Genomic DNA, 18,920 nt, shown 5'->3' on the forward strand with positions numbered 1-18,920 from the left:
CTTGCCCGGCGGGTACGCCGGTCGGCCTTGCAGGCCGCGCCGCGTCCGGTGCCGCGCCTCCTCGGCAGGCTGAGCGAGTCCACCGGACTCGCTCGGTCCGGCCTCCGCCCCCGAGGGGATGGCGGGCCGGCTTGGGAGTGGCCCTGCGCTCGGCCCTTGTCATTGCTTCAGGCTGAAGTCGCCATTGAAGCCGCGCTTCTGGTCGACGCTGAGCGAGAAGCCCGACTGCAGGCCGATCTGCATCGGCCGCGGCAGCTGGCTGACGTCGAGCCGGTAGCTGAACTCGAGGTAGTAGCTGCCGCTGTCCTCGATGTCCTTGGGCTCGGCGATGTGCCAGCCGCTCTGGCCGCGCAGCACGGCCATGGCCTCGTCCAGCGTCGCGAAGCTCTGGTGCAGGCCACCGGTGGAGACGCGGTACTGCCGCGTGAGCGGCTGCCAGGCCAGGCGCCAGGTGCGCTCGGTCTGGGCCACACGGGCGTCGCGCCAGTACCAGCGGTTGCGCAGCACGGTGGCCTCGGCGACGAAATACAGCGGCACGCCCTTGTGCAGCGCGTCCTCGGCGGCGCGGCTCAGCTCGAAGCGGGTCGTGAAGCTCAGCTCCAGGCCGTCGTCGGCCCGGCGCGTCGACAGCTGGGCCAGCTCCACGCCCTCGGCCCGCGCTGCGCCCGGCATCAAGGCGATCAGTGCGGCAAGCCAGACAACGATGACGGCGCGAACGAGGGTCAACTCAGGGCTTCAGGATCAGGGCGTAGAAGAAGCCGTCCAGGGGCGGCGGGTTCGCGGCATTGTCGGCCAGGGGCAGCAGGTGGCCCGTGAAGCCGGGCACGTCCAGGCACTTGGCATCGGGCTGGCGTTGCAAAAATGCGTCGAGCTGCGCCTGCCCCTCGGCCTTGAAGACCGAGCAGGTCGCATAGACGAGGCGCCCCCCGGGCGCGAGCAGCGGCCACAGCGCGTCCAGCAGCTCGGCCTGGATGCGGGCCAGGGCCGCGATGTCGTCGGGCCGGCGCAGCCAGCGCACGTCCGGGTGGCGGCGCACGATGCCGGAGGCGCTGCAGGGCGCGTCGAGCAGGATGGCGTCGAAGGGCTGGCCGTCCCACCAGGCCGCGGTCTGGCGGGCGTCGGCAGCCTTCAGCGTTGCCTTCTGTTGCAAACGGTTCAGGTTGTCCTGCACACGCGCCAGGCGCTGCGCGTCGGCGTCCAGCGCGGTCAGCTGCAGGTCGGGCTGCAGTTCGAGCAGATGGGCCGTCTTGCCGCCGGGCGCCGCGCAGGCGTCGAGCACGCGGGCGCCGGGCTTGAGCCCGCTGCCGACGACCAGCGGCGCGGCGAGCTGGGCGGCGGCGTCCTGCACCGACACCAGTCCCTCGGCAAAGCCCGGCAGGGCCGACACCGGCACGGGCTTGTCCAGCACGACGGCCTGAGGCGTGGGAGCGCCCAGCGCGCGCGCGACTATGCCGGCTTCCGCCAGGCGCTCGACATAGCCGGCCGCCGTGATGCGGCCGGCATGCACGCGCAGCGTCATCGGCGGCGGGCGGTTGTTGGCGGCCAGCAGGGCCTGCCACTGCGCGGGCCAGTCCTGGCGCAGCTTCTCTATCCACCAGGCCGGGTGGCTGAAGGCGCCCTGCGGGCTGCGCTCGGCGGCGGCCACCAGGGCCTGGCGCTCGCGCAGGAAGCGGCGCAACACCGCGTTGACGAAGGCGGCGCTGGCCGGCGCGCGCTGCTTGGCGGCATTGACGGCCTGGTCGACCAGGGTGTGGTCGGCATAGGCGGGTTCGGGGTCGGGCCACAGCAGGGCCAGCGCGACCAGCAGCAGCGCATCCACGCGCGGCGGCGGCGCCTTGGGCGCGAGCTGCTGGCGCGCGGCCTCGGCGGAGCCCAGGCGGCGCAGCGCGGTGAAGGCCAGGGCCTGGGTGCCGGGACGCAGCTCGGCCGGCACACGGGCCAGCAGTTCGGTCAGCGACCGGCCCTCGCGCACGCCCTGCACCGCGTCGGCGGCCTGGGAGAGCAGCCGGTGCAGGGGGGCAGACTGGGGGCTTTGGGACATGGCCGAAGTGTAGAAGTGGGCTTTCGGCCGAGAATCCGCGCCCATGAATGCACCCGCCGCAGACGCCCCCGTTTCCGAGCGCATCCGCTACCGCCTCGTGGCGGCCGGCTGCCGCCACCACGCCAACGACAACATCGCCGCCTTCATCGAGCCCGGCGAGCTGGACGCGCTGCAGGACGAGGTGCAGGCCAGGATGCAGGCCGTGCTGCAGAGCCTGGTCATCGACACCGACAGCGACCACAACACGCAGGAGACGGCCAAGCGCGTCGCCAAGATGTTCGTGCGCGAGGTCTTTGCCGGCCGCTATGCCGAGGCACCCACGGTCACCGAGTTCCCCAACATCAGCCGCCTCAACGAGCTGATGATCGTCGGCCCGATCACGGTGCGCAGCGCCTGCTCCCACCACCTCTGCCCCATCCTCGGCCGGGTGTGGATAGGCATCATGCCCAACGAGCACTCCAACCTGATCGGCCTGTCCAAGTACGTGCGCCTGACCGACTGGGTCATGAACCGCCCGCAGATCCAGGAGGAGGCCGTCATCATGCTGGCCAACGAGCTGGAACACCGCGTGAAGCCCGACGGCCTGGCCGTCGTCATGGAGGCCGACCATTTCTGCATGCACTGGCGCGGCGTGAAGGACAACCAGGCGGCCATGACCAACAGCGTGATGCGGGGCGCCTTCCTGACCGATGCGAACCTGCGGCGCGAATTCCTGGCGCTGATGCCGAAGAAGTCGGCGGCTTAGAGCGACCGGGCTTCGCTGAAGCCATACAGATTCGCCAGCACCCGCGTCGGGAACTGGTGCAGGGCCTCGTTGTACTGGCCCACGGCCTGGTTGAAGACCTGGCGCGTGAAGGCACGCTGGCGTTCGATGAGCTTCAACTCGCTGACCAGCGCGTCGATCGCGGTCTCGCTGCGCAGCTCGGCCTGGTGATCCAGCAACGACAGCAGGCGCGTCAGCGCCGCCGCGTGCAGCGCGCTCGCCACCGCGAGACCGCCGACCGGGTCGGGCGACCAGGGCCTGGCGCGCGAGGCCTGGGCGGCGGATTGCGATTCGGCCTGGGCGCTGGCCAGCGCGTCGAAGGTGGCCTGCTCGCTGGGCAGGCGCGGCGCCACGGCGGCCAGCAGCTTGTCGCAGGCTTCGCCGCGGGCCTTCAAGTGGGCGTCGAACTGGGTGAAGGCCTCGCCGATGGCATTGCGCAGCGACATCAGCCGGTTGTAGGCGCCCACGCCCCAGAAGAACAGCAGCGCCGCAGCCGCGATGCTGCCCGTCTGCCAGTTGAGCCAGAGCATCACGCAACGGCCCGGTAGGCAGCGAAGCCCTTGGCCCGCAGCTCGCAGGCCGGGCAGTGCCCGCAGCCATGGCCCCAGTCGTGCAGCTCGCCGCGCTCGCCGAGGTAGCAGGTATGCGTCTCCTCGACGATGAGCTTCACCAGCGCCGCGCCGCCCAGGCTCTCGGCCAGGCGCCAGGTGGCGGCCTTGTCGATGAACATCAGCGGCGTCTCCAGCGTCATCGGCGCATCGAGGCCCAGGCTGAGGGCCACCTGCAGCGCCTTCATCGTGTTGTCGCGGCAGTCCGGGTAGCCGGCGAAGTCGGTCTCGCACATGCCGCCCACCAGCACCGACGCGCCGCGCCGGTAGGCCAGCGTCGCGGCGAAGGTCAGGAAGAGCAGGTTGCGGCCGGGCACGAAGGTGTTGGGCAGGCCATTGGCCTGCAGCTCGATGGCGCGTTCGCTGGTCAGCGCGGTGTCGCTGATCTGGCCGAGCAGGGAGAGGTCCAGCAGATGATCGGCGCCCAGCTTGCCGGCCCAGTGCGGGAACTGCGCGGCGATCCGGGCGCGCACGGTGTTGCGGCAGTCCAGCTCGACGCGATGGCGCTGGCCGTAGTCGAAGGCCAGCGTCTCGACCTCGGCATAGCGGTCCAGCGCCCAGGCCAGGCAGGTGGTGGAGTCCTGGCCGCCGGAAAAAAGCACCAGGGCTTTGCGGGTGTCTTGCATGGGCGGGATGCTACCTGGGCGCCCCGCGAGCACAGCTCTCAACCCCTCACCTCACCCTGCCCCAACACCACCCACTTCATCGACGTCAGCCCCTCCAGCCCCACCGGCCCGCGGGCGTGGAACTTGTCGGTGGAGATGCCGATCTCGGCCCCCAGCCCATACTCGAAGCCGTCGGCGAAGCGCGTGCTCGCGTTGACCATCACGCTGGCCGAGTCGACCTCGCGCAGGAAGCGCATCGCGTTGGGGTGGTGGGTCGTCAGGATCGCATCCGTGTGGTGGGAGCCGTAGCGGTTGATGTGGGCGATGGCCTCGTCCAGCGAGTCGATGACCTTGATGCTGATGACGGGCGCGAGGTATTCGGTGGACCAGTCCTCCTCGCTCGCCGGCACGGCGCCCGGCACCAGGGCCAGCGTGCGCAGGCAGCCGCGCATCTCGACGCCCTTGGCCTTGAACACCGCCGCGATGCGCGGCAGGAAGGCCGGTGCCTGGGCCGCATGCACCAGCAGCGACTCGGTCGCGTTGCAGGGGCTGTACTTCTGCGTCTTGGCGTTGTCCACCACCTTGACCGCGAGGTCGAGGTCGACGAACTCGTCCACATAGCTGTGGCAGTTGCCGTCCAGGTGCTTGATGACCGGCACCTTGGCCTCGGCGCTGATGCGCTCGATCAGGCCCTTGCCGCCGCGCGGAATGATGACGTCCACCCATTGCGGCCGGCTGATCAGCAGGCCCACCGCGGCGCGGTCGGTGGTGTTGACGAGCTGCACGGCGGTGCGCGGCAGGCCGGCTTCCTCCAGTGACGCGGCCACCAGTTCGGCCAGCGCAAGGTTGGAGTGGATGGCCTCGGAGCCGCCGCGCAGGATGCAGGCATTGCCGCTCTTGATGGCCAGCGACGCGGCCTCGATGGTCACGTTGGGGCGGCTCTCGTAGATCATGCCGAACACGCCCAGCGGCACGCGCATCTGGCCCACGCTGATGCCGCTCGGGCGGCGCTTCACGCCGCTGATCTCGCCGATGGGGTCGGGCATGGCGGCGATCTGCTCGCAGCCCTCGGCCACGGTGGCCAGCGTCTTGGCATCGAGCTTGAGGCGGTCGCGCAGCGGGCCGCTCAGTTCGGCGGCGCCGGCCAGGTCGCGCGCGTTGGCGGCGGCCAGTGCCGGGCCGGCCTCGCGCAGGCGGCGGGCCAGGGCCAGCAGCGCGGTGTTCTTGGCGGCCGTGGAGGCGGCGGCCATCTGCGTGGCGGCGGCGCGGGCAGCGCGGCCGAGATCGTCCATGTAGGCAGCGAGTGACATGCCCGGATTTTCACTGACGCAGGCACGGTCGGCGGCTCGCACTGGCTTCGCCCACAATGGCCCGGCGAGGCCCTCTCCCCGGGGCCGGGAGCATGGAGATGGCATCGTCTTCGCGGAACGCACAAGCCCGCTTCACCGGACTCGAATCCCCGGGCCGCCGCCGGCTGGTCGGGGCCGGCATCGCCGCCCTGGCGCCCTGGCCTGCACTGGCTCAGGACGCCTGGCCGAGCAAGCCCTTGCATGTCGTCGTGCCCTTCGGCCCCGGCGGCGCCAACGACATCGTCGCCCGCGCGGTGATGGAGGCCGCGGCCCGCCAGCTCGGCCAGCCCGTCGTCATCGAGAACCGGCCCGGCGCCGGCTCGACCATCGGTGCGACCTATGTCGCCAAGGCCGCGCCGGACGGCTACACCCTGCTGGCGCCCGCGGCCGGCGTCATCACCAACGCGATGATCCGTTCGCGCATGCCCTACGAGGAGGGCGACCTGATCCCCGTCGTCATGCTGGCCGTCAGCCCCTCGGTCATCGTCGTGCCGCCGGATTCACCGATCAAGGACCTGAAGGGCCTGATCGCCGCCTCGCACAAGGGCGCGGGCCTGAACTTCGCAACCGCCGGCACCGGCAGCACGCCGCATTTCGTCGCCGAGATGCTGAAGCTGCGCGCCGGCGCCAGGCTGCAGGTGGTGCCGTTCAAGAGTGGCTCCGAGGGCATGACGGCGGTCGTCGGCAAGCAGGTGGACGCCACCTCCGAGGCCAGCCCGGTCGTGCTGTCCATGGTCAGGGCCGGGCGGCTGCGTGCCATCGCGTCGACCTGGAGCCGGCGCATCGCCGCGCTGCCGGACGTGGCGACGGCCCAGGAGCAGGGCTTCGCCGACATCGTCATCGGCCACTGGTCCGGCGTGTTCGCGCCCAGGGGCACGCCCGAGCCCGTCCTGGACAAGCTCAATGCCGCGGTGAACATGGCGCTGAAGTCCAGCGAGCTGCGCGCCCGGCTGATCCCGCTGGCCATCGACCCGATGGGCGGCAGCCGCGCCGAGTTCCGCGCCTTCCTGGCCGCCGAGAAGGCGCGGCTAGCGCCGATTGCCAAGGCGGCGCAGATGAAGGAAGACTAGGGCCTGATAACGCTACGGCAGCAGGCCCTAGATCCTGGCGAGATCGGGGCCGCCCGCGCTGCCGAACCAGGCCCGCTGCAGCGCCTCGCGGGCGGCCTTCTCGGCGGTGGCGTCGCCCTTGCGCTTGTAGACCTCGGCCAGCGCGGCCAGTGCCCAGCCGTTGTTGCGCACGCGCGCCAGCGATTCGCGCAGCGCCTTCTCGGCCTCGTCCAGCCGCCCCTGGCGCAGGCGCACCGCGCCCAGGGACTGGCGCACCGGGTAGTACCAGTAGGCCGGCTCGGTATAGGCCAGGCCCTCCTCGATGGCCACGGCCTGCTCCAGCGCGGCCGCGGCGGCGGCCAGGTCGCCCTGGGCGTCGGCCAGGCGCGCGCTCGCGACGAGGCGGGCCGTCTGCGTGATGGCCTTGGCCGGCACGTTCCAGGCGTCGAAGGGCTTGAAGTCGGCGCCACTCTCCAGCGCGGCGATGGCGGCGATCTCCTGCTGGGCTGCCGGCGCGTCGTGGCGCGCGGCCTGGGCCAGCGCGCGGGCGTAGTGGTACATGACGCGCACGAGCACGAAGTCGGGGCCGGGCGCGGGCAGCTTCAGGATGTCCTCGGGCGCGCTGAACTGCGCATGCGTCGTGTAGGGCGCGGCCTTCACGGGCTGCAACACGGCGAAGGCCTTGACGACATCGTCGGGCAGGGCCGCGTCGAGCTTGGCGGCGGCATCGACGGCCGTCTGCGCGGCCCCGCCCATCTGCGCCGACACCATCAGGAAGTGGATGTTGTGCGGGTAATAGGCCGAGCGGTAGAGTGGGTCGGATGGCGAGTTCCTGAAATAGGCCTCGTCCGCCGCGATGGCCTTGACATTGGCCTCCAGCGCTTCGCGGTACAGGCCCACGCGGTAGTAGATATGGGCCGGCATGTGCACGATGTGGCCGGCGCCGGGCATCTGCGCGGCCAGGCGGCGTGCGGGCGCGAGCGCCCGGTCGGGCGAGGTCGAGGCCTCGACCGCGTGGATGTAGAGGTGGATGGCGCCAGCATGGTTGGGGCTGCGCCCGAGCACAGTCTCGAGCCGGGCCAGGATGTCGGCCGTGCGGCCCTTGGGGCGGGCGCCGGCGGCTTCCCAGTAGTCCCAGGGCTGGGTGTCCATCTCGGCCTCGGCGGCCAGCACCTGCATCAGGTCCTCGGCCGGGAACTGCGCGGCGACGCGCTTCATCGCATCGGCATAGGCGGCGTCCAGCGGGGCGCGGTCGGCCGGCGGTTCGGCCTTGTAGCGTGCCTGCAGGGCCTCGACGAGGACGCGCTCGCGCGGCGGCAGCCCGTTCTTCAGCGCGACGGCGCGGGCCAGCGCGGTCCAGGCCGGCGCGACGGCCTCGGGCTGCATGGGCACGTTGATGTTGGGACCCAGCACCAGGGCCTCGCCCCAGAAGCACAGGCCGCAGCCGGGGTCGAGCTTCTGCGCGGCCTGGAAGGCGCGCTGGGCCTCGGCATGGTTGAAGGCGAAGGACAGGCGCAGGCCCTGGTCGAAATAGGCCTGCACCTTGGGGCTGGCACGGCCGAGCTTGAAGCTCATGCGGCCGAGGTCCTTGTAGACCGGCACATCGCCCGGTGCGGCCCTCATGGTCGCGGGCTGGAAGGGCGCGGTCTCGGACTTGCGCGGCTTGTCGGCCGCGGCCAGCAGCGCCTGCAGCAGCACGGGCCGGCCGGAAGCCAGCGGCTGGCAGACACCGCCGGCCTGGCTCAGCAGCGGGTCGAAGGCCGTCGCGGTTTCGGCGCTGCCGGCCAGAGCCAAGAGGCCCAATGCCGTGAGTGCCTGCAGCAAACGGGTGGCGTGGTGACGGCGTGAACGCATGCGACCTCCGGGCCCGGCAGGGGCCAGGCGGGCATGCTCGCACCGGCGGCGCCGGTACGCAATCCGCGGCGGTTAGGGCTTGCCTTCGGCGTTGAGCACCTCGGCCTTGCGGCCGATGGCCTCCAACTGGGGCAGCACCTTGGCCCTGTCGCCCACGGCGACGACGATGAGGCTGGCCGGGTCGAGATGCCGCTGCGCGGCCCTCAGCGCGCTGGCGGCCGTGACGGCGCCGTACTGCTTCGGCAGCTCGGTGATGGCCGACAGCGGCTGGCCGGCCGACCAGTTGCCCGCATAGCCGGCGACGACGGCGCCGTTGGTGTCGAACAGGCCCGGCAGCGACAGCAGTTGCGCATTGCGCACGCGGCCCAGCTCGGCCGCGCCCATGGGCCTGGCGCGCATGCCTTCGATCTCCTTCCACATGTCGGCCAGGGCCGCACCGGTCACGTCGGTGCGCACGCTGCCGCGGATGCCGAACTGGCCGCGCTCGCGGCCCATCGTGTAGCCCGAGTAGATGCCATAGGTGTAGCCCTTGACCTCGCGCAGCTGGGTGTTGATGCGCGACGTGAACAGGCCGCCCAGCGCCGCGTTCATGACCTTGATGTCGGCCGCGTCCGCCACGCCGGCGAAGGGGCCGGGGGCAACGACGGCCAGGGCCGTCTGCGGTGCACCGGGCTTGTCGACGAGAACGGTGCGCGCGGCGATGGGCCGGGCCGGCGGCAGGGGCGTGGCCACGGGCGCGGCCCCCTCGCCCTTCCAGGCGCCGAACAGCGGCTCGATCAGCGCGCGCAGCTCGGCCTCGCTCAGGTCGCCGGCGACGACCAGGGCCGCGTTCTCGGGCCGGTAGCGGGCCTGCCAGAAGCCGCGCAGCACGGCCGCGTCGACGGCCTGGATGCTGGCCTCGCTACCCAGCGCATTCAGCGCCAGCGGGTGGCCCTCGCCGTAGCTCACGCGGTTGGCGACGGCATTGGCCAGCAGCGGGGCCTGCTCGCGCGCCTGGGCCAGGGCCGCGAGGCGCTGGGCCTTCTGGCGCTCGATCTCGGGCGTGGCGAAGGCCGGGTGCAGGGCCAGGTCGGCCAGCAGCGCGAGGCCGTCCTTTGCGCTGGCCTTGAGGCCGGAGAAGTCGAGGCGCGCCTCCTCGCTGCCGGCCTGGGTGGTCAGCGTCGCGCCCAACGCCGCGGTAGCCTCGGCGATCTGCTGCGCACTGCGGGTCGTCGTGCCCTCGGGCAGCATGGCCGCGACGAAGCTCGCCAGGCCGGGTTGGCCGGCCGGGTTGGCGCCCTGGCCGGCACGCAGCACGAGGCTGGCGCTGACCAACGGCAGGCCAGCCTTGGGCGAGTGGATGACGGTCAGGCCGTTGGCCAGCGTGAAGCTCTGCGCGGCGGGCAGCGTCAGCGGCTTGGCCTTGCCGGCGCCGGGCGCCTTGCTGCGCCAGGCCTCCAGCGCATTCAGCGACTCGCGCTCACCCTTGCCGGCCTTCGTCGGCATCGGCGGCGTGGGCACCTCGGGCGGCAGCACCTGCTCGCCGGGCTGGGCGAGCACGACGACACGATGCGCCTTCTGCAGCCACTTGGCCACCGTCGCGCTGACCGATGCCGGCGTCGCCTGCGCGTAGCGGGCCAGGTCCCTGCCGGCGTAGCCGGGGTCGCCGGCCATCTGGTTGTAGCTGTTGACGAGGTCGGCCAGGGACGCGACCTTCTCCATGCGCTGCAGCAGCTGAGTCTGGATGGTGGCGCGGGCCTGGGCCATCTCGGCCTCGGTGGGCGGCGTGGCCGCGAGCCTGGCGACCTCGGCATCGACCAGCGTCTCGATCTCGTCCAGCGACGCGCCGGGGCGGGCGACGACCTCGATGTCGAAGACCGAGCTGAGCGACTGCGAACTCTGGCCCACCTCGACGCTCTGCGCGAGCTGCTTGTCGCGCACCAGCAGGCCGTAGAGGCGGCTGGCCTTGCCGCCGCCCAGCACATGGGCGGCCATGTCCAGTTCGGCGTCGCCGGCCGCGAACATGGCCGGCGTGTGCCAGGCCAGGTCCAGGCGGCTCAGCTCGATGCGGTCGGTCACGACGAGGCGGCGCTCCTTCGTGATCTCGGGCATGGCCACCTTGACCTCGGGCAGCTTGGGGCCGGGCTTGAGGCTGCCGAAATACTTCTGCACCAGGGCCCTGGCTTGCTTAGCATCGAAGTCGCCGGCCAGCACCAGGGTCGCGTTGTTGGGCCGGTAGTAGGTGCGGGCGAAGGCCTTCACGTCGGCGAGCTTGATGCCCTGGATGTCGGCGTGCGAGCCGATGACGGCGGCGCGGTAGGGGTGGCCCTCGGGGTAGAGGGCCTGGTACATCGCCTCCTCGACGATGCCGTAGGGCCGGTTCTCGAAGCTCTGGCGGCGCTCGTTGCGCACCACGTCCTGCTGGTTGGCCAGCGAAACCGAATCGACCTCGTCGATCATCCAGCCCAGCATGTCCGACTTCAGCCACAGGCCCAGCGCGAGCTGGTTGGACGGCAGCGTGAAGAAGTAGTTGGTGCGGTCGAAGTTGGTCGAGCCGTTGCTGTCGGTGCCACCGGCGGCGTCGACTCTCCTGTCGAACTCGCCGCGCGGCACATGGCGGCTGCCGGCGAACATCAGGTGCTCGAACAGGTGGGCGAAGCCCGTCTGGCCCGGGGCCTCGTTGCGCGGTCCGGCATGCACCCACAGGTTGAAGGCCACCAGCGGCAGGCGGTGGTCCTCGACGAGGATGACCTCGAAGCCGTTGGCCAGCGTGAGCTTTTCCTGGCGCACGGCGAGCTGGCCGGCCGCGGTGCTGACCGCGGGCACGGCGGCGGGCGCGCTCCAGGCGGGCAGCGACAGCGTGCCGGCCAGGGCCAGCAGCGCGCTCAGGTGGACAAGACGAGAGGATGCGGGGGCAGCGTTCATTCGTATCGGTCCTCGATGGGCAATGCGCAGATTGGGCGACGCGACACGAAGCGGCCAGAAGTGTCGATGGTCACCGGGGATTTACCAGGGGGACAGCCAGGCCAGCAGGGCCAGCCACAGCGGCGCGGTGGCCACGTAGAGCACGGTGGACAGCACGGTGGCGGCCGTGACCTCGGCCTCCATCGCACGGTAGCGCTGCGCGAAGATCAGCGCATTCGAGCCGGTGGGCAGCGCCGCCAGCATGACGACGACGGCCAGCGGCAGGCCGCCCAGGCCCAGGCCCCAGTGCGCGATGACCAGCACCACGCCGGGGATCAGCAGCAGCTTGGCCGCCACCAGGCCGCCGATGCCGCGCCAGGAGCTGGGCCAGCCGTAGTAGGCCAGCGACATGCCGATCAGCGTCAGGCACAGCGGCACGACGGCGGTGCCGAGGTTCTGCAGCACCTCGTCGATCACGGCGGGCAGGGGCCAGCCGGTGACATGCCAGGAGAGGCCGGCCAGCACCGGCAGCACGACGGGGTGGATGACGGTGTTGCGCACCGTCTGGCGCAGCGTCGTGCCGAAGCTGCGCGAGCCGCGCCCGCGCGCCACGTCCAGCTCGACGAGGCCGGTCAGCAGCGTCAGGATGGTCAGCGAATGCAGGCTGACGACGGCGATGTGGATGGCCAGCCCCCGCTCGCCGAACACGCCGGCCGCCACCGGCACGCCCACCTGCAGCGTGTTGCCGAAGCCGGCCGTGATGGCCTTGACGCTGGGCAGCGCAGCGGCCTCGTCGGGCCTGCGGCGCCAGCGCTCGAAGGCGTAGATCAGCGCGACGACGGCCAGCACCGGCACGAAGAAGGCGAACATGAAGGCCCAGGGCAGCGTGGACGTGTCCAACCGCGCCGTGGTGCGGAACAGCAGGGCCGGCACGAAGATGTAGTAGGCCGCGCTGGCCAGCACGCGGGCCGGGTCGCTGTCGCTGCCGGCCTCGCCATGGCCCAGCCAGCGCATGCGGCCGACGATCCAGCCTATGGCCACGGCGACAAGAATCGCCAGCAGCTTGGCTGCTATGCCCCAGCTCATGCCAACGGCAGCTTCAGCTCGAACACGAAGCTGCTGCCCTGCCCCGCCGTGCTCTGCACGTGGATCTGGCTGCCCATCAGACGCACGAGCTGCTGGCTGATGGACAGGCCCAGGCCGGTGCCGCCGAGGTGGCGGGAGGCATCGGACACCTGCTCGAAGGCCTGGAACAGCCGCGCCTGCTGGGCCGGCGTCATGCCGATACCGCTGTCGGCCACCTCGAAGCGCAGGCGCACCTGATCCGGCTGCTGCTCCAGCACGCGGGCCGACAGCTGCACGCTGCCGCTGTCGGTGAACTTGACCGCATTGGCCAGCAGGTTGAGCAGCACCTGGCGCAGGCGCTGGCCGTCCACCATGACGAGATGCGGCAGGCGCATGTCGATGTCGATGCCATAGCCCAGGTTCTTCTGCTCGGCGCGCAGGCGCACGCTGTCGCCGGCCATGTCGAGCAGCGCGCGCAGGTCGACGGCGCTGGGCTTGAGGCTGACCTTGCCGGCCTCGATGCTGGCCATGTCGAGCACGTCGTTGATGAGCTCGAGCAGGTGCAGGCCCGAGTCGCGCATCAGCTGCAGCTTGGCCTGCTGGCCGGCGGGGATGGCGGCGTCCATCTGCATCAGCTGCGTGAAGCCGAGGATGGCGTTCAGCGGCGTGCGGAACTCGTGGCTCATCGTCGCCAGGAAGCGGCCCTTGGCCTGGTTGGCGGCCTCGGCGCGCAGCTTGGCCTCGCTGAGTTCGGCGGTGCGCTCGGCCACCAGCTCCTCCAGGTGCTCGCGATGGCGGGTCAGCTCGGCCTCGGCCTGGCGGCGCAGCGAGATGTCGCTGACCATGCCCTCGATGCGGCGCAGGCCGCCCTCGCCGTCCACCCAGTGCGCGTTCAGCTCGACCCACAGCGGCCGGCCGCCCGCGCCGCGCAGCTGCAGCTGGGCCTGCTGGATCCGGCCCTGGCTGTTCATGATGCCCGCCACATGCCGCATGTCCTCGCGGGACATGCCGGTCAGGTCGAGCAGGCGCCGGCCCACCGGGCTCTGCGCGCCCAGGCCCAGCATCTGCGTGAAGGCGCGGTTCATGCTGAGTACGCAGCCGTCGGCGTCGGCCTGGAAGACGCCCACCGTCGCGTTCTCGAACAGGCTGCGGTAGCGTGCCTCGCTGGCGCGCAGGCCCTCGGAGCTGAGCTGCACCTGGTCGGCCGCGCTGCGCAGCTTCAGGCTCATCGCGTTGAAGCGCATCGTCAGCTCGCCCAGCTCGTCCTCGCGTTCGACCTTCTCCTGCGCGCCGAGGTCGCCCTTGGCGACGCGCTGGGCCAGCGCGCCCAGCCGGGCGACGGGCCGGCGCACCAGCCAGTCCACGAGCAGATAGCCCGCCACCGCCACCGCGGCGACGACGCCGGCCAGCAGTTCGAAGACGAAGAGCCGGGTGCGGTGGATCTGCTCGTCGACGAGATCGCGCGTGAAGACCAGCACGGCCGACGCGACCGGCGTGCCTGGCGCATCGGCGGCGGGCTGGTAGGTGATGTTGAACTCGCGCGTCAGCGGGCCGCTGGCCGGGCGGTCGCGCTCGCGCTTGGCCTCGCCGCCGCGCAGGCCCAGGCCCTTGAGCTCGATGGCATGCACCTCGGGGTCGGCCATCACGGCATCGAGCAGGTTCTCGATGGCGACATGGTCGAGGTTCCAGATCGGGCCGGCGAAGCCGCGCTCGATGAGGCCGGCCATGCGCGCCTCGCGTTCGCGCAGGCCGTCCATCAGGTCGGCCTCCTCGCGGGCCGTCCAGTACCAGCCCACGGCCAGCACGATGAGGCTCGCCACCAGGGCGATGCCCGCCGCCAGGCGCGTCTGCAGCCCCATGCTCATTGGCGCCAGCGCCATCCACCATCCCCCTGAACCAGCCTCGTGGGCCCAAACGCCGAGCATAGGGGCATTCAGCCCCTTCGAGCAGAGGTCAGCGTGGCGGCGGGCACGGGTCGGCGGGTGCGTCGTGGGGCGCGTAATGGCCGGCCACGTCGCGGCGCAGGCCATCCAGCGCCGCCGCGTCGCGCCATTGGCCGCCCGCCATGACGCCCAGCGGCCGGCGCAGCGTGGCCAGGCCGTCCAGCGGGCTGGCGGCCGTCAGCAGCAGATCGGCCCGCATGCCCACGGCGACGCGGCCGAAGGGCATGGCACCGAGGCGGCTGGCGATGAAGTCGCCCGGCCAGCGCGTCGCCGTCGCCAGCGCCTGGTAGCGGCTCAGGCCGGCCTGCTCCAGCAGATCGAGGTCGTCCAGCAGCGAGCGCCCCGGGAACAGGCCCGGGATGGTCGGCGCGTCGGTGCCGGCCAGCAGCGGCACGCCGGCGTCCGCCAGGGCCTTGGCAAGGCGTCCCAGGAAGGCCAGCCGGGCCGCCAGCCGGGCCGTCTTGCGCACATAGCCGCTCTGGCGCCAGGCCAGGCGGTCGGCGGGCGCCAGCGTCGCGATGTCGGGCGCCGCCAGCTGGGCGGCGACGACCTCGGGGTGGCCGATCTGGCCGGCGATGGCGGCATAGGTGACGAGGTCGGCGACGACGGCCGCGCCCGGGTGGGCGCGCATCGCCTCGACGGCGCGCGCGATGGCCGCATCGGGCGGCGGCGCATCGGTCTGCTCGGTGCCGGGCGGCCAGAAGAAGCCGTAGAAGAACTCCTCTAGATGGGCCACCGCGGCCTGGCCCGCATCGAGCTGGGCCGCCAGGCCGACGGCCGTCACGCCATGCCCCAGCAACGGCAGGCCCTGGCGCCGCCCCTGGGCCGCCAGCGCGGCGAAGACCTCGGGCCTGAGGTTGTTGTAGACCTTGATGAAGCGGTAGCCGTTGGCCTTGGCCAGGTCGACGACGGCGCGCGCCTCGTCGGGCGTGTGGGCCTGGAAATGGCCGTAGTCGGCCGTGCCGTCGACGACGAAGGCCGCGAAGACCTGGGGCGCCGGGATGGCACCACGGTTGGCCGCCGGCAGCGTGCGCTGGATGAAGCCGTCGCGGGCGCCGCCCATGTTCAGCACCGTCGTCACGCCATGGGCGAGATAGACCGCGAGGTCGTCGGCGATGTCCGAATGCATGTGCATGTCGGCCAGGCCGGGCGACAGCCAGGCGCCGGCGGCGTCGATGCGCCGGGCCTCGGCCGGCAGCTCCAGCGCGGGGGCGCCGATGGCGTCGATGCGCCCTTCGCGCACGAGCACCGTGCGGTCGCGCAGCACCTCGGCCTCACCGTTCATCGTGACGACATTGGCGTGCACGAAGGCCGTGACCGGCCCGGCCGCCGCGGCCAGCCCCGGCAGGCCGCACAGCGCAGCCAGCAGAAGCAGCGCGCGGCGCAGCGGCTTCATCAGCCCTTGGCGGCCGCCTTCTTCGCGGCCGTCTTCTTCGCCGGCGCGGCCTTGCCCGAAGGCTTGCCGGCACGAGGCTCGAACTCGAAGACGACCTTGCCTTCCTTCCGGTCGTAGGTCAGGAAGGCCTTGAACTTGCGCCGCGTCTTGTTCGACACGAAGTTCTCCAGCAGGTCGGTCTTGCCCTCGGTCAGCAGCTTGTGCACCTGCGGCGGCTCGATGGGCTGGGTCAGGATGACCTTGCCGGTCTTGAAGTCGCAGGTCACCTTCTCGCCGACCGAGTGCTCGCAGACGTAGTTGGCGCCATGCTCGTAGACATGGCCCGCGCACTTGGGGCAGGCGCCCAAGGATTGCTGGCCGCTGAAGTCCACCGGCTCGCCGTCGTTCTCGGCCTTCTTGGCGTCCTCGCCGAAGTCGAACTCGAGCTTCCAGTTGTCGATCTCGGGATCGAAGACCAGGGCCAGCTCGGCCGTGAAAGGCCAGCCCGCCTTGGAGCGGAAGCCCTCCAGCGGGCCGATCTTCCTGTTCGCCAGGAAGGCCTCCACCTCGGCCAGCTCGAAGCTGCGGCCGCCGGGGATCTTGCCGATGGAGAAGCCGCAGGCATCGCTGCCGTCGCCATGCCGGCCGGTGCAGGTGAAGCGGCGGTAGTTCTCCTTCACGACGCCGCCGCACTTCGGGCAGGGCGCCTTGAGCGTCGCGTAGTCGCCGGGAATGGTGTCGCGGTCATAGCCCTTGGCCTTGGCGACCATCTTCTCGGTCATGGCCGCGATCTCGGCCATGAAGGTCTCGCGAGAGAGCTTGCCCTTCTCCATCTCGGAGAGCTTGAACTCCCAGTCGCCGGTCAGCTCGGGCTTGGTCAGGTCCTCCACCGCCAGGCCGCGCAGCAGCGTCATCAGCTGGAAGGCCTTGGCCGTGGGGATCAGCTCGCGGCCCTCGCGCAGCATGTATTTCTCGGTGATCAGGCCTTCGATGGTGGCGGCGCGCGTGGCCGGCGTGCCGAGGCCCTTCTCGGCCATGGCCTCGCGCAGCTCGTCGTCGTCGATCAGCTTGCCCGCGCCTTCCATCGCCGACAGCAGCGTCGCCTCGGTGTAGCGCGCCGGCGGCTTGGTCTGCAGGGCCTTCACGTCCACGCTCTCGGTGCGCACGACCTCGCCCGGCTGCACCGGCACGAGGTTGGCGTCTTCGTCGTCCACGTCCTTGCCGTAGACGGCCAGCCAGCCCGGCTTGACCAGCACCTTGCCGTTGGTCTGGAAATGGTGGGTCTCGACTTTCGAGATCCGCGTCGTGACCAGGAACTCGGCCGGCGGGAAGAACACCGCCAGGAAGCGCTTGACGACCATGTCGTAGAGCTTGGCCTCGACCTCGGTCAGGCTCCTGGGCGCCTGCAGCGTCGGGATGATGGCGAAGTGGTCCGACACCTTGGCGTTGTCGAAGACCTTCTTCGTCGGCTTGATATAGCCTTCCTTCAGCGACTTGGCCGCGTGCTGGGACAGCGCGGCCAGCGGGCCGGGCAGGTCCTCGGTGGCCAGCATCTTGGCCGTGTCCTTGGCCACGGCCAGGTAGTCCTCGGGCAGGAAGCGCGAGTCCGTCCGCGGGTAGGTCAGCACCTTGTGCTTCTCGTACAGGGCCTGGGCGATGGACAGCGTCGTCTTGGCCGAGAAGCCGAAGCGCGAGTTGGCCTCGCGCTGCAGCGTCGTCAGGTCGTAGAGGGCGCCGCAGCTGGTCGTGCTGGGCTTGCTCTCCTCGGTGACGGTGGCCGGCTTGCCCAGCACGGCCTTGGCGATGGCTTCGGCGTCGGCCGCATTCCACAGCCGGTCGGCGCGGCGCTCGGCATCGTCGTTCTTCTTCCACGCGGGGTCGAACCACTTGCCCTCGTACTGGCCGGCCTGGGCGTCGAAGTTGGCGCGCAGCTCCCAGTAGTCGCGGGCGACGTGCTTGCGGATCTTCTCCTCGCGCTCGACGACGATGGACAGCGTCGGCGTCTGCACGCGGCCCACGGTGGTCAGGAAGAAGCCGCCGTCGCGCGAGTTGAAGGCCGTCATGGCCCGCGTGCCGTTGATGCCCACCAGCCAGTCGGCCTCGGAGCGGCAGCGCGCGGCATCGGCCAGCGGCAGCATCTGCGCGTCGCTGCGCAGCTTCTCGAAGCCCTCGCGGATGGCCGCCGGCGTCATCGACTGCAGCCACAGGCGCTGGATGGGCTTGTTCAGCTTGCCCTTGGCCGGCTGCGCGTACTGCTCGATGAGGCGGAAGATCAGCTCGCCCTCGCGGCCCGCGTCGCAGGCGTTGATCAGGGCCGTCACGTCCTTGCGGCGGATCAGCTTGCTGAGCGCATTGAGCCGGCCCTTGTTCTTGTCGATGGGGTTGAGGTCGAAGTGCGGCGGGATCACGGGCAGGTGGGCGAAGCTCCACTTGCCGCGCTTGACGTCGTACTCCTCGGGCGCCGCGATCTCGACCAGATGGCCGACGGCGGAGCTGACGACGTACTGCTCGTTCTCGAAGTGATCGTCGTGCTTGTCGAACTTGCCCGCCTGCGGGGTCAGCGCCCGGACGATGTCCTGGGCCACGCTGGGTTTCTCGGCAATGATCAGAGTCTTGCTCATCAGTCGTTCAATCGCTCGTTCTGTCAGGTTGTTTGCTCGCCTTACGGGCCGAGCGCCGGGCCGCCCCAAGCCGGCCCGCGGGGCGATGTGCATGACGGTCGATCCGTCATGCATCGCCGCCCCCTCGGGGGGCGGTTCAGCGTAATCGCTGAACCGGGGGCACCATTTCTTGCTGCCTACAATCCGGGCCTCGCGCGCACGCTCACGCACGCGCGCACCCATGAAATCACCGTACCACAGCGCCGATGACGCCTAAAACCCCGCGCCGCAAGATCGAAGTCCGTGATTCCGGCGTGCACGGCCGGGGCGTCTACGCCGTGGCCCCCATCGCGGCGGGCAGCCGGATCATCGAGTACACCGGCGAGCGCATCAGCTGGGAGGAGGCGGTGGACCGCCACCCCCACGACCCGGCCCAGCCCAACCACACCTTCTACTTCCACCTCGACGGCGGCCTCGTCATCGACGCGCTCTACGGCGGCAACAACGCGCGCTGGATCAACCACGCCTGCGAGCCCAACTGCGAGGCCGACGAGGTCGACGGCCGCGTCTTCATCAAGGCGCTGCGCGACCTGGAACCCGGCGAAGAGCTGTTCTACGACTACGGCCTGGTGCTGGACGAGCGCCACACGGCCAAGGTCAAGAGGCAGTTCGCCTGCTGGTGCGGTGCGGCCACCTGCCGCGGCACCATGCTGGCCCCGAAGCGCCGCTGAGATGACCCACCCCCTACCGGCTTCGCCGGCCCCCTCAAGGGGGCGCTCCCAGCA

The 18,920-nt window shown here is 71.1% G+C and carries 14 protein-coding genes; 3 read left to right on the forward strand and 11 right to left on the reverse strand.

The annotated features are described in order from the left end of the window. Nucleotides 1–159: 159 nt before the first annotated feature. Both EV671_RS20390 and rsmB read right to left on the reverse strand, forming a co-directional pair. Nucleotides 160–726, reverse strand: a complete 567-nt coding sequence (locus tag EV671_RS20390) for a DUF4390 domain-containing protein (RefSeq protein WP_243655824.1) — start codon at nucleotides 724–726, stop codon at nucleotides 160–162. Between the two features lies 1 nt (nucleotide 727). After that, a complete protein-coding gene (gene rsmB, locus EV671_RS20395; RefSeq protein ID WP_132575187.1) occupies nucleotides 728–2,041 on the reverse strand; it encodes a 16S rRNA (cytosine(967)-C(5))-methyltransferase RsmB in 1,314 nt (437 codons plus the stop codon). Nucleotides 2,042–2,084: 43 nt separating this feature from the next. Between rsmB and folE the strand changes: the two genes are divergently transcribed. Then, on the forward strand, nucleotides 2,085–2,786 hold the full coding sequence (gene folE, locus EV671_RS20400) for a GTP cyclohydrolase I (RefSeq protein ID WP_132575189.1): 702 nt from the start codon (nucleotides 2,085–2,087) through the stop codon (nucleotides 2,784–2,786). Here folE and EV671_RS20405 read toward each other — a convergent pair. The 3 genes from EV671_RS20405 to EV671_RS20415 are packed head-to-tail and all read right to left on the reverse strand — an operon-like array spanning nucleotide 2,783 to nucleotide 5,327. Continuing rightward, nucleotides 2,783–3,334, reverse strand: coding sequence for a LemA family protein (locus tag EV671_RS20405; RefSeq protein WP_207911211.1), 552 nt, complete (start codon nucleotides 3,332–3,334; stop codon nucleotides 2,783–2,785). The genes folE and EV671_RS20405 overlap by 4 nt on opposite strands. Beyond that, complete coding sequence (gene queC, locus EV671_RS20410; protein WP_132575193.1) at nucleotides 3,334–4,038, reverse strand: 7-cyano-7-deazaguanine synthase QueC; 705 nt, start codon at nucleotides 4,036–4,038, stop codon at nucleotides 3,334–3,336. The genes EV671_RS20405 and queC overlap by 1 nt, the downstream gene beginning before the upstream one ends. Nucleotides 4,039–4,076: 38 nt before the next feature. After that, nucleotides 4,077–5,327, reverse strand: a complete 1,251-nt coding sequence (locus tag EV671_RS20415; RefSeq protein ID WP_132575195.1) for a glutamate-5-semialdehyde dehydrogenase — start codon at nucleotides 5,325–5,327, stop codon at nucleotides 4,077–4,079. 98 nt (nucleotides 5,328–5,425) lie between these two features. On the opposite strand from EV671_RS20415, the gene EV671_RS20420 reads away from it, so the two are divergent. Next, nucleotides 5,426–6,436, forward strand: coding sequence for a tripartite tricarboxylate transporter substrate binding protein (locus EV671_RS20420; protein ID WP_132575197.1), 1,011 nt, complete (start codon nucleotides 5,426–5,428; stop codon nucleotides 6,434–6,436). A gap of 27 nt (nucleotides 6,437–6,463) precedes the next feature. On the opposite strand, the gene EV671_RS20425 is transcribed toward EV671_RS20420, so the two are convergent. From EV671_RS20425 to EV671_RS20450, 6 genes are all read right to left on the reverse strand, one after another. Beyond that, on the reverse strand, nucleotides 6,464–8,269 hold the full coding sequence (locus EV671_RS20425) for a tetratricopeptide repeat protein (protein WP_243655825.1): 1,806 nt from the start codon (nucleotides 8,267–8,269) through the stop codon (nucleotides 6,464–6,466). A gap of 72 nt (nucleotides 8,270–8,341) precedes the next feature. Further along, nucleotides 8,342–11,173, reverse strand: coding sequence for a M16 family metallopeptidase (locus tag EV671_RS20430; protein WP_132575199.1), 2,832 nt, complete (start codon nucleotides 11,171–11,173; stop codon nucleotides 8,342–8,344). 81 nt (nucleotides 11,174–11,254) lie between these two features. Then, nucleotides 11,255–12,238, reverse strand: coding sequence for an AEC family transporter (locus tag EV671_RS20435; protein ID WP_132575201.1), 984 nt, complete (start codon nucleotides 12,236–12,238; stop codon nucleotides 11,255–11,257). Beyond that, entirely contained in the window at nucleotides 12,235–14,082 is a 1,848-nt protein-coding gene (locus EV671_RS20440; protein WP_165917656.1) for an ATP-binding protein, read from the reverse strand. The genes EV671_RS20435 and EV671_RS20440 overlap by 4 nt, the downstream gene beginning before the upstream one ends. A gap of 88 nt (nucleotides 14,083–14,170) precedes the next feature. After that, nucleotides 14,171–15,556: an amidohydrolase family protein gene (locus EV671_RS20445; RefSeq protein ID WP_132575205.1), complete on the reverse strand. Its 1,386-nt coding sequence runs from the start codon at nucleotides 15,554–15,556 to the stop codon at nucleotides 14,171–14,173. Beyond that, nucleotides 15,556–18,156 (reverse strand): DNA topoisomerase III, encoded by a 2,601-nt coding sequence (locus EV671_RS20450; RefSeq protein ID WP_132575207.1) that lies wholly within the window; start codon nucleotides 18,154–18,156, stop codon nucleotides 15,556–15,558. The genes EV671_RS20445 and EV671_RS20450 overlap by 1 nt, the downstream gene beginning before the upstream one ends. Before the next feature lie 245 nt (nucleotides 18,157–18,401). On the opposite strand from EV671_RS20450, the gene EV671_RS20455 reads away from it, so the two are divergent. Then, entirely contained in the window at nucleotides 18,402–18,866 is a 465-nt protein-coding gene (locus EV671_RS20455; protein ID WP_132575209.1) for an SET domain-containing protein, read from the forward strand. Nucleotides 18,867–18,920 lie beyond the last annotated feature (54 nt).

The organism is Roseateles saccharophilus, from assembly GCF_004342485.1.
In the GTDB taxonomy this organism is placed as follows: Bacteria; Pseudomonadota; Gammaproteobacteria; order Burkholderiales; family Burkholderiaceae_C; genus Pelomonas; species Pelomonas saccharophila.

What these genes read in the sequence shown, in the direction of transcription:
- EV671_RS20440 (WP_165917656.1), bottom strand. Translation starts at nt 14,082, where the DNA reads ATGAGCATGGGGCTGCAGACGCGCCTGGCGGCGGGCATCGCCCTGGTG.
- EV671_RS20425 (WP_243655825.1), bottom strand. Translation starts at nt 8,269, where the DNA reads ATGCGTTCACGCCGTCACCACGCCACCCGTTTGCTGCAGGCACTCACG.
- EV671_RS20415 (WP_132575195.1), bottom strand. Translation starts at nt 5,327, where the DNA reads ATGTCACTCGCTGCCTACATGGACGATCTCGGCCGCGCTGCCCGCGCC.
- EV671_RS20435 (WP_132575201.1), bottom strand. Translation starts at nt 12,238, where the DNA reads ATGAGCTGGGGCATAGCAGCCAAGCTGCTGGCGATTCTTGTCGCCGTG.
- EV671_RS20445 (WP_132575205.1), bottom strand. Translation starts at nt 15,556, where the DNA reads ATGAAGCCGCTGCGCCGCGCGCTGCTTCTGCTGGCTGCGCTGTGCGGC.
- EV671_RS20405 (WP_207911211.1), bottom strand. Translation starts at nt 3,334, where the DNA reads ATGCTCTGGCTCAACTGGCAGACGGGCAGCATCGCGGCTGCGGCGCTG.
- EV671_RS20455 (WP_132575209.1), top strand. Translation starts at nt 18,402, where the DNA reads ATGACGCCTAAAACCCCGCGCCGCAAGATCGAAGTCCGTGATTCCGGC.
- rsmB (WP_132575187.1), bottom strand. Translation starts at nt 2,041, where the DNA reads ATGTCCCAAAGCCCCCAGTCTGCCCCCCTGCACCGGCTGCTCTCCCAG.
- EV671_RS20450 (WP_132575207.1), bottom strand. Translation starts at nt 18,156, where the DNA reads ATGAGCAAGACTCTGATCATTGCCGAGAAACCCAGCGTGGCCCAGGAC.
- folE (WP_132575189.1), top strand. Translation starts at nt 2,085, where the DNA reads ATGAATGCACCCGCCGCAGACGCCCCCGTTTCCGAGCGCATCCGCTAC.
- EV671_RS20430 (WP_132575199.1), bottom strand. Translation starts at nt 11,173, where the DNA reads ATGAACGCTGCCCCCGCATCCTCTCGTCTTGTCCACCTGAGCGCGCTG.
- EV671_RS20420 (WP_132575197.1), top strand. Translation starts at nt 5,426, where the DNA reads ATGGCATCGTCTTCGCGGAACGCACAAGCCCGCTTCACCGGACTCGAA.
- queC (WP_132575193.1), bottom strand. Translation starts at nt 4,038, where the DNA reads ATGCAAGACACCCGCAAAGCCCTGGTGCTTTTTTCCGGCGGCCAGGAC.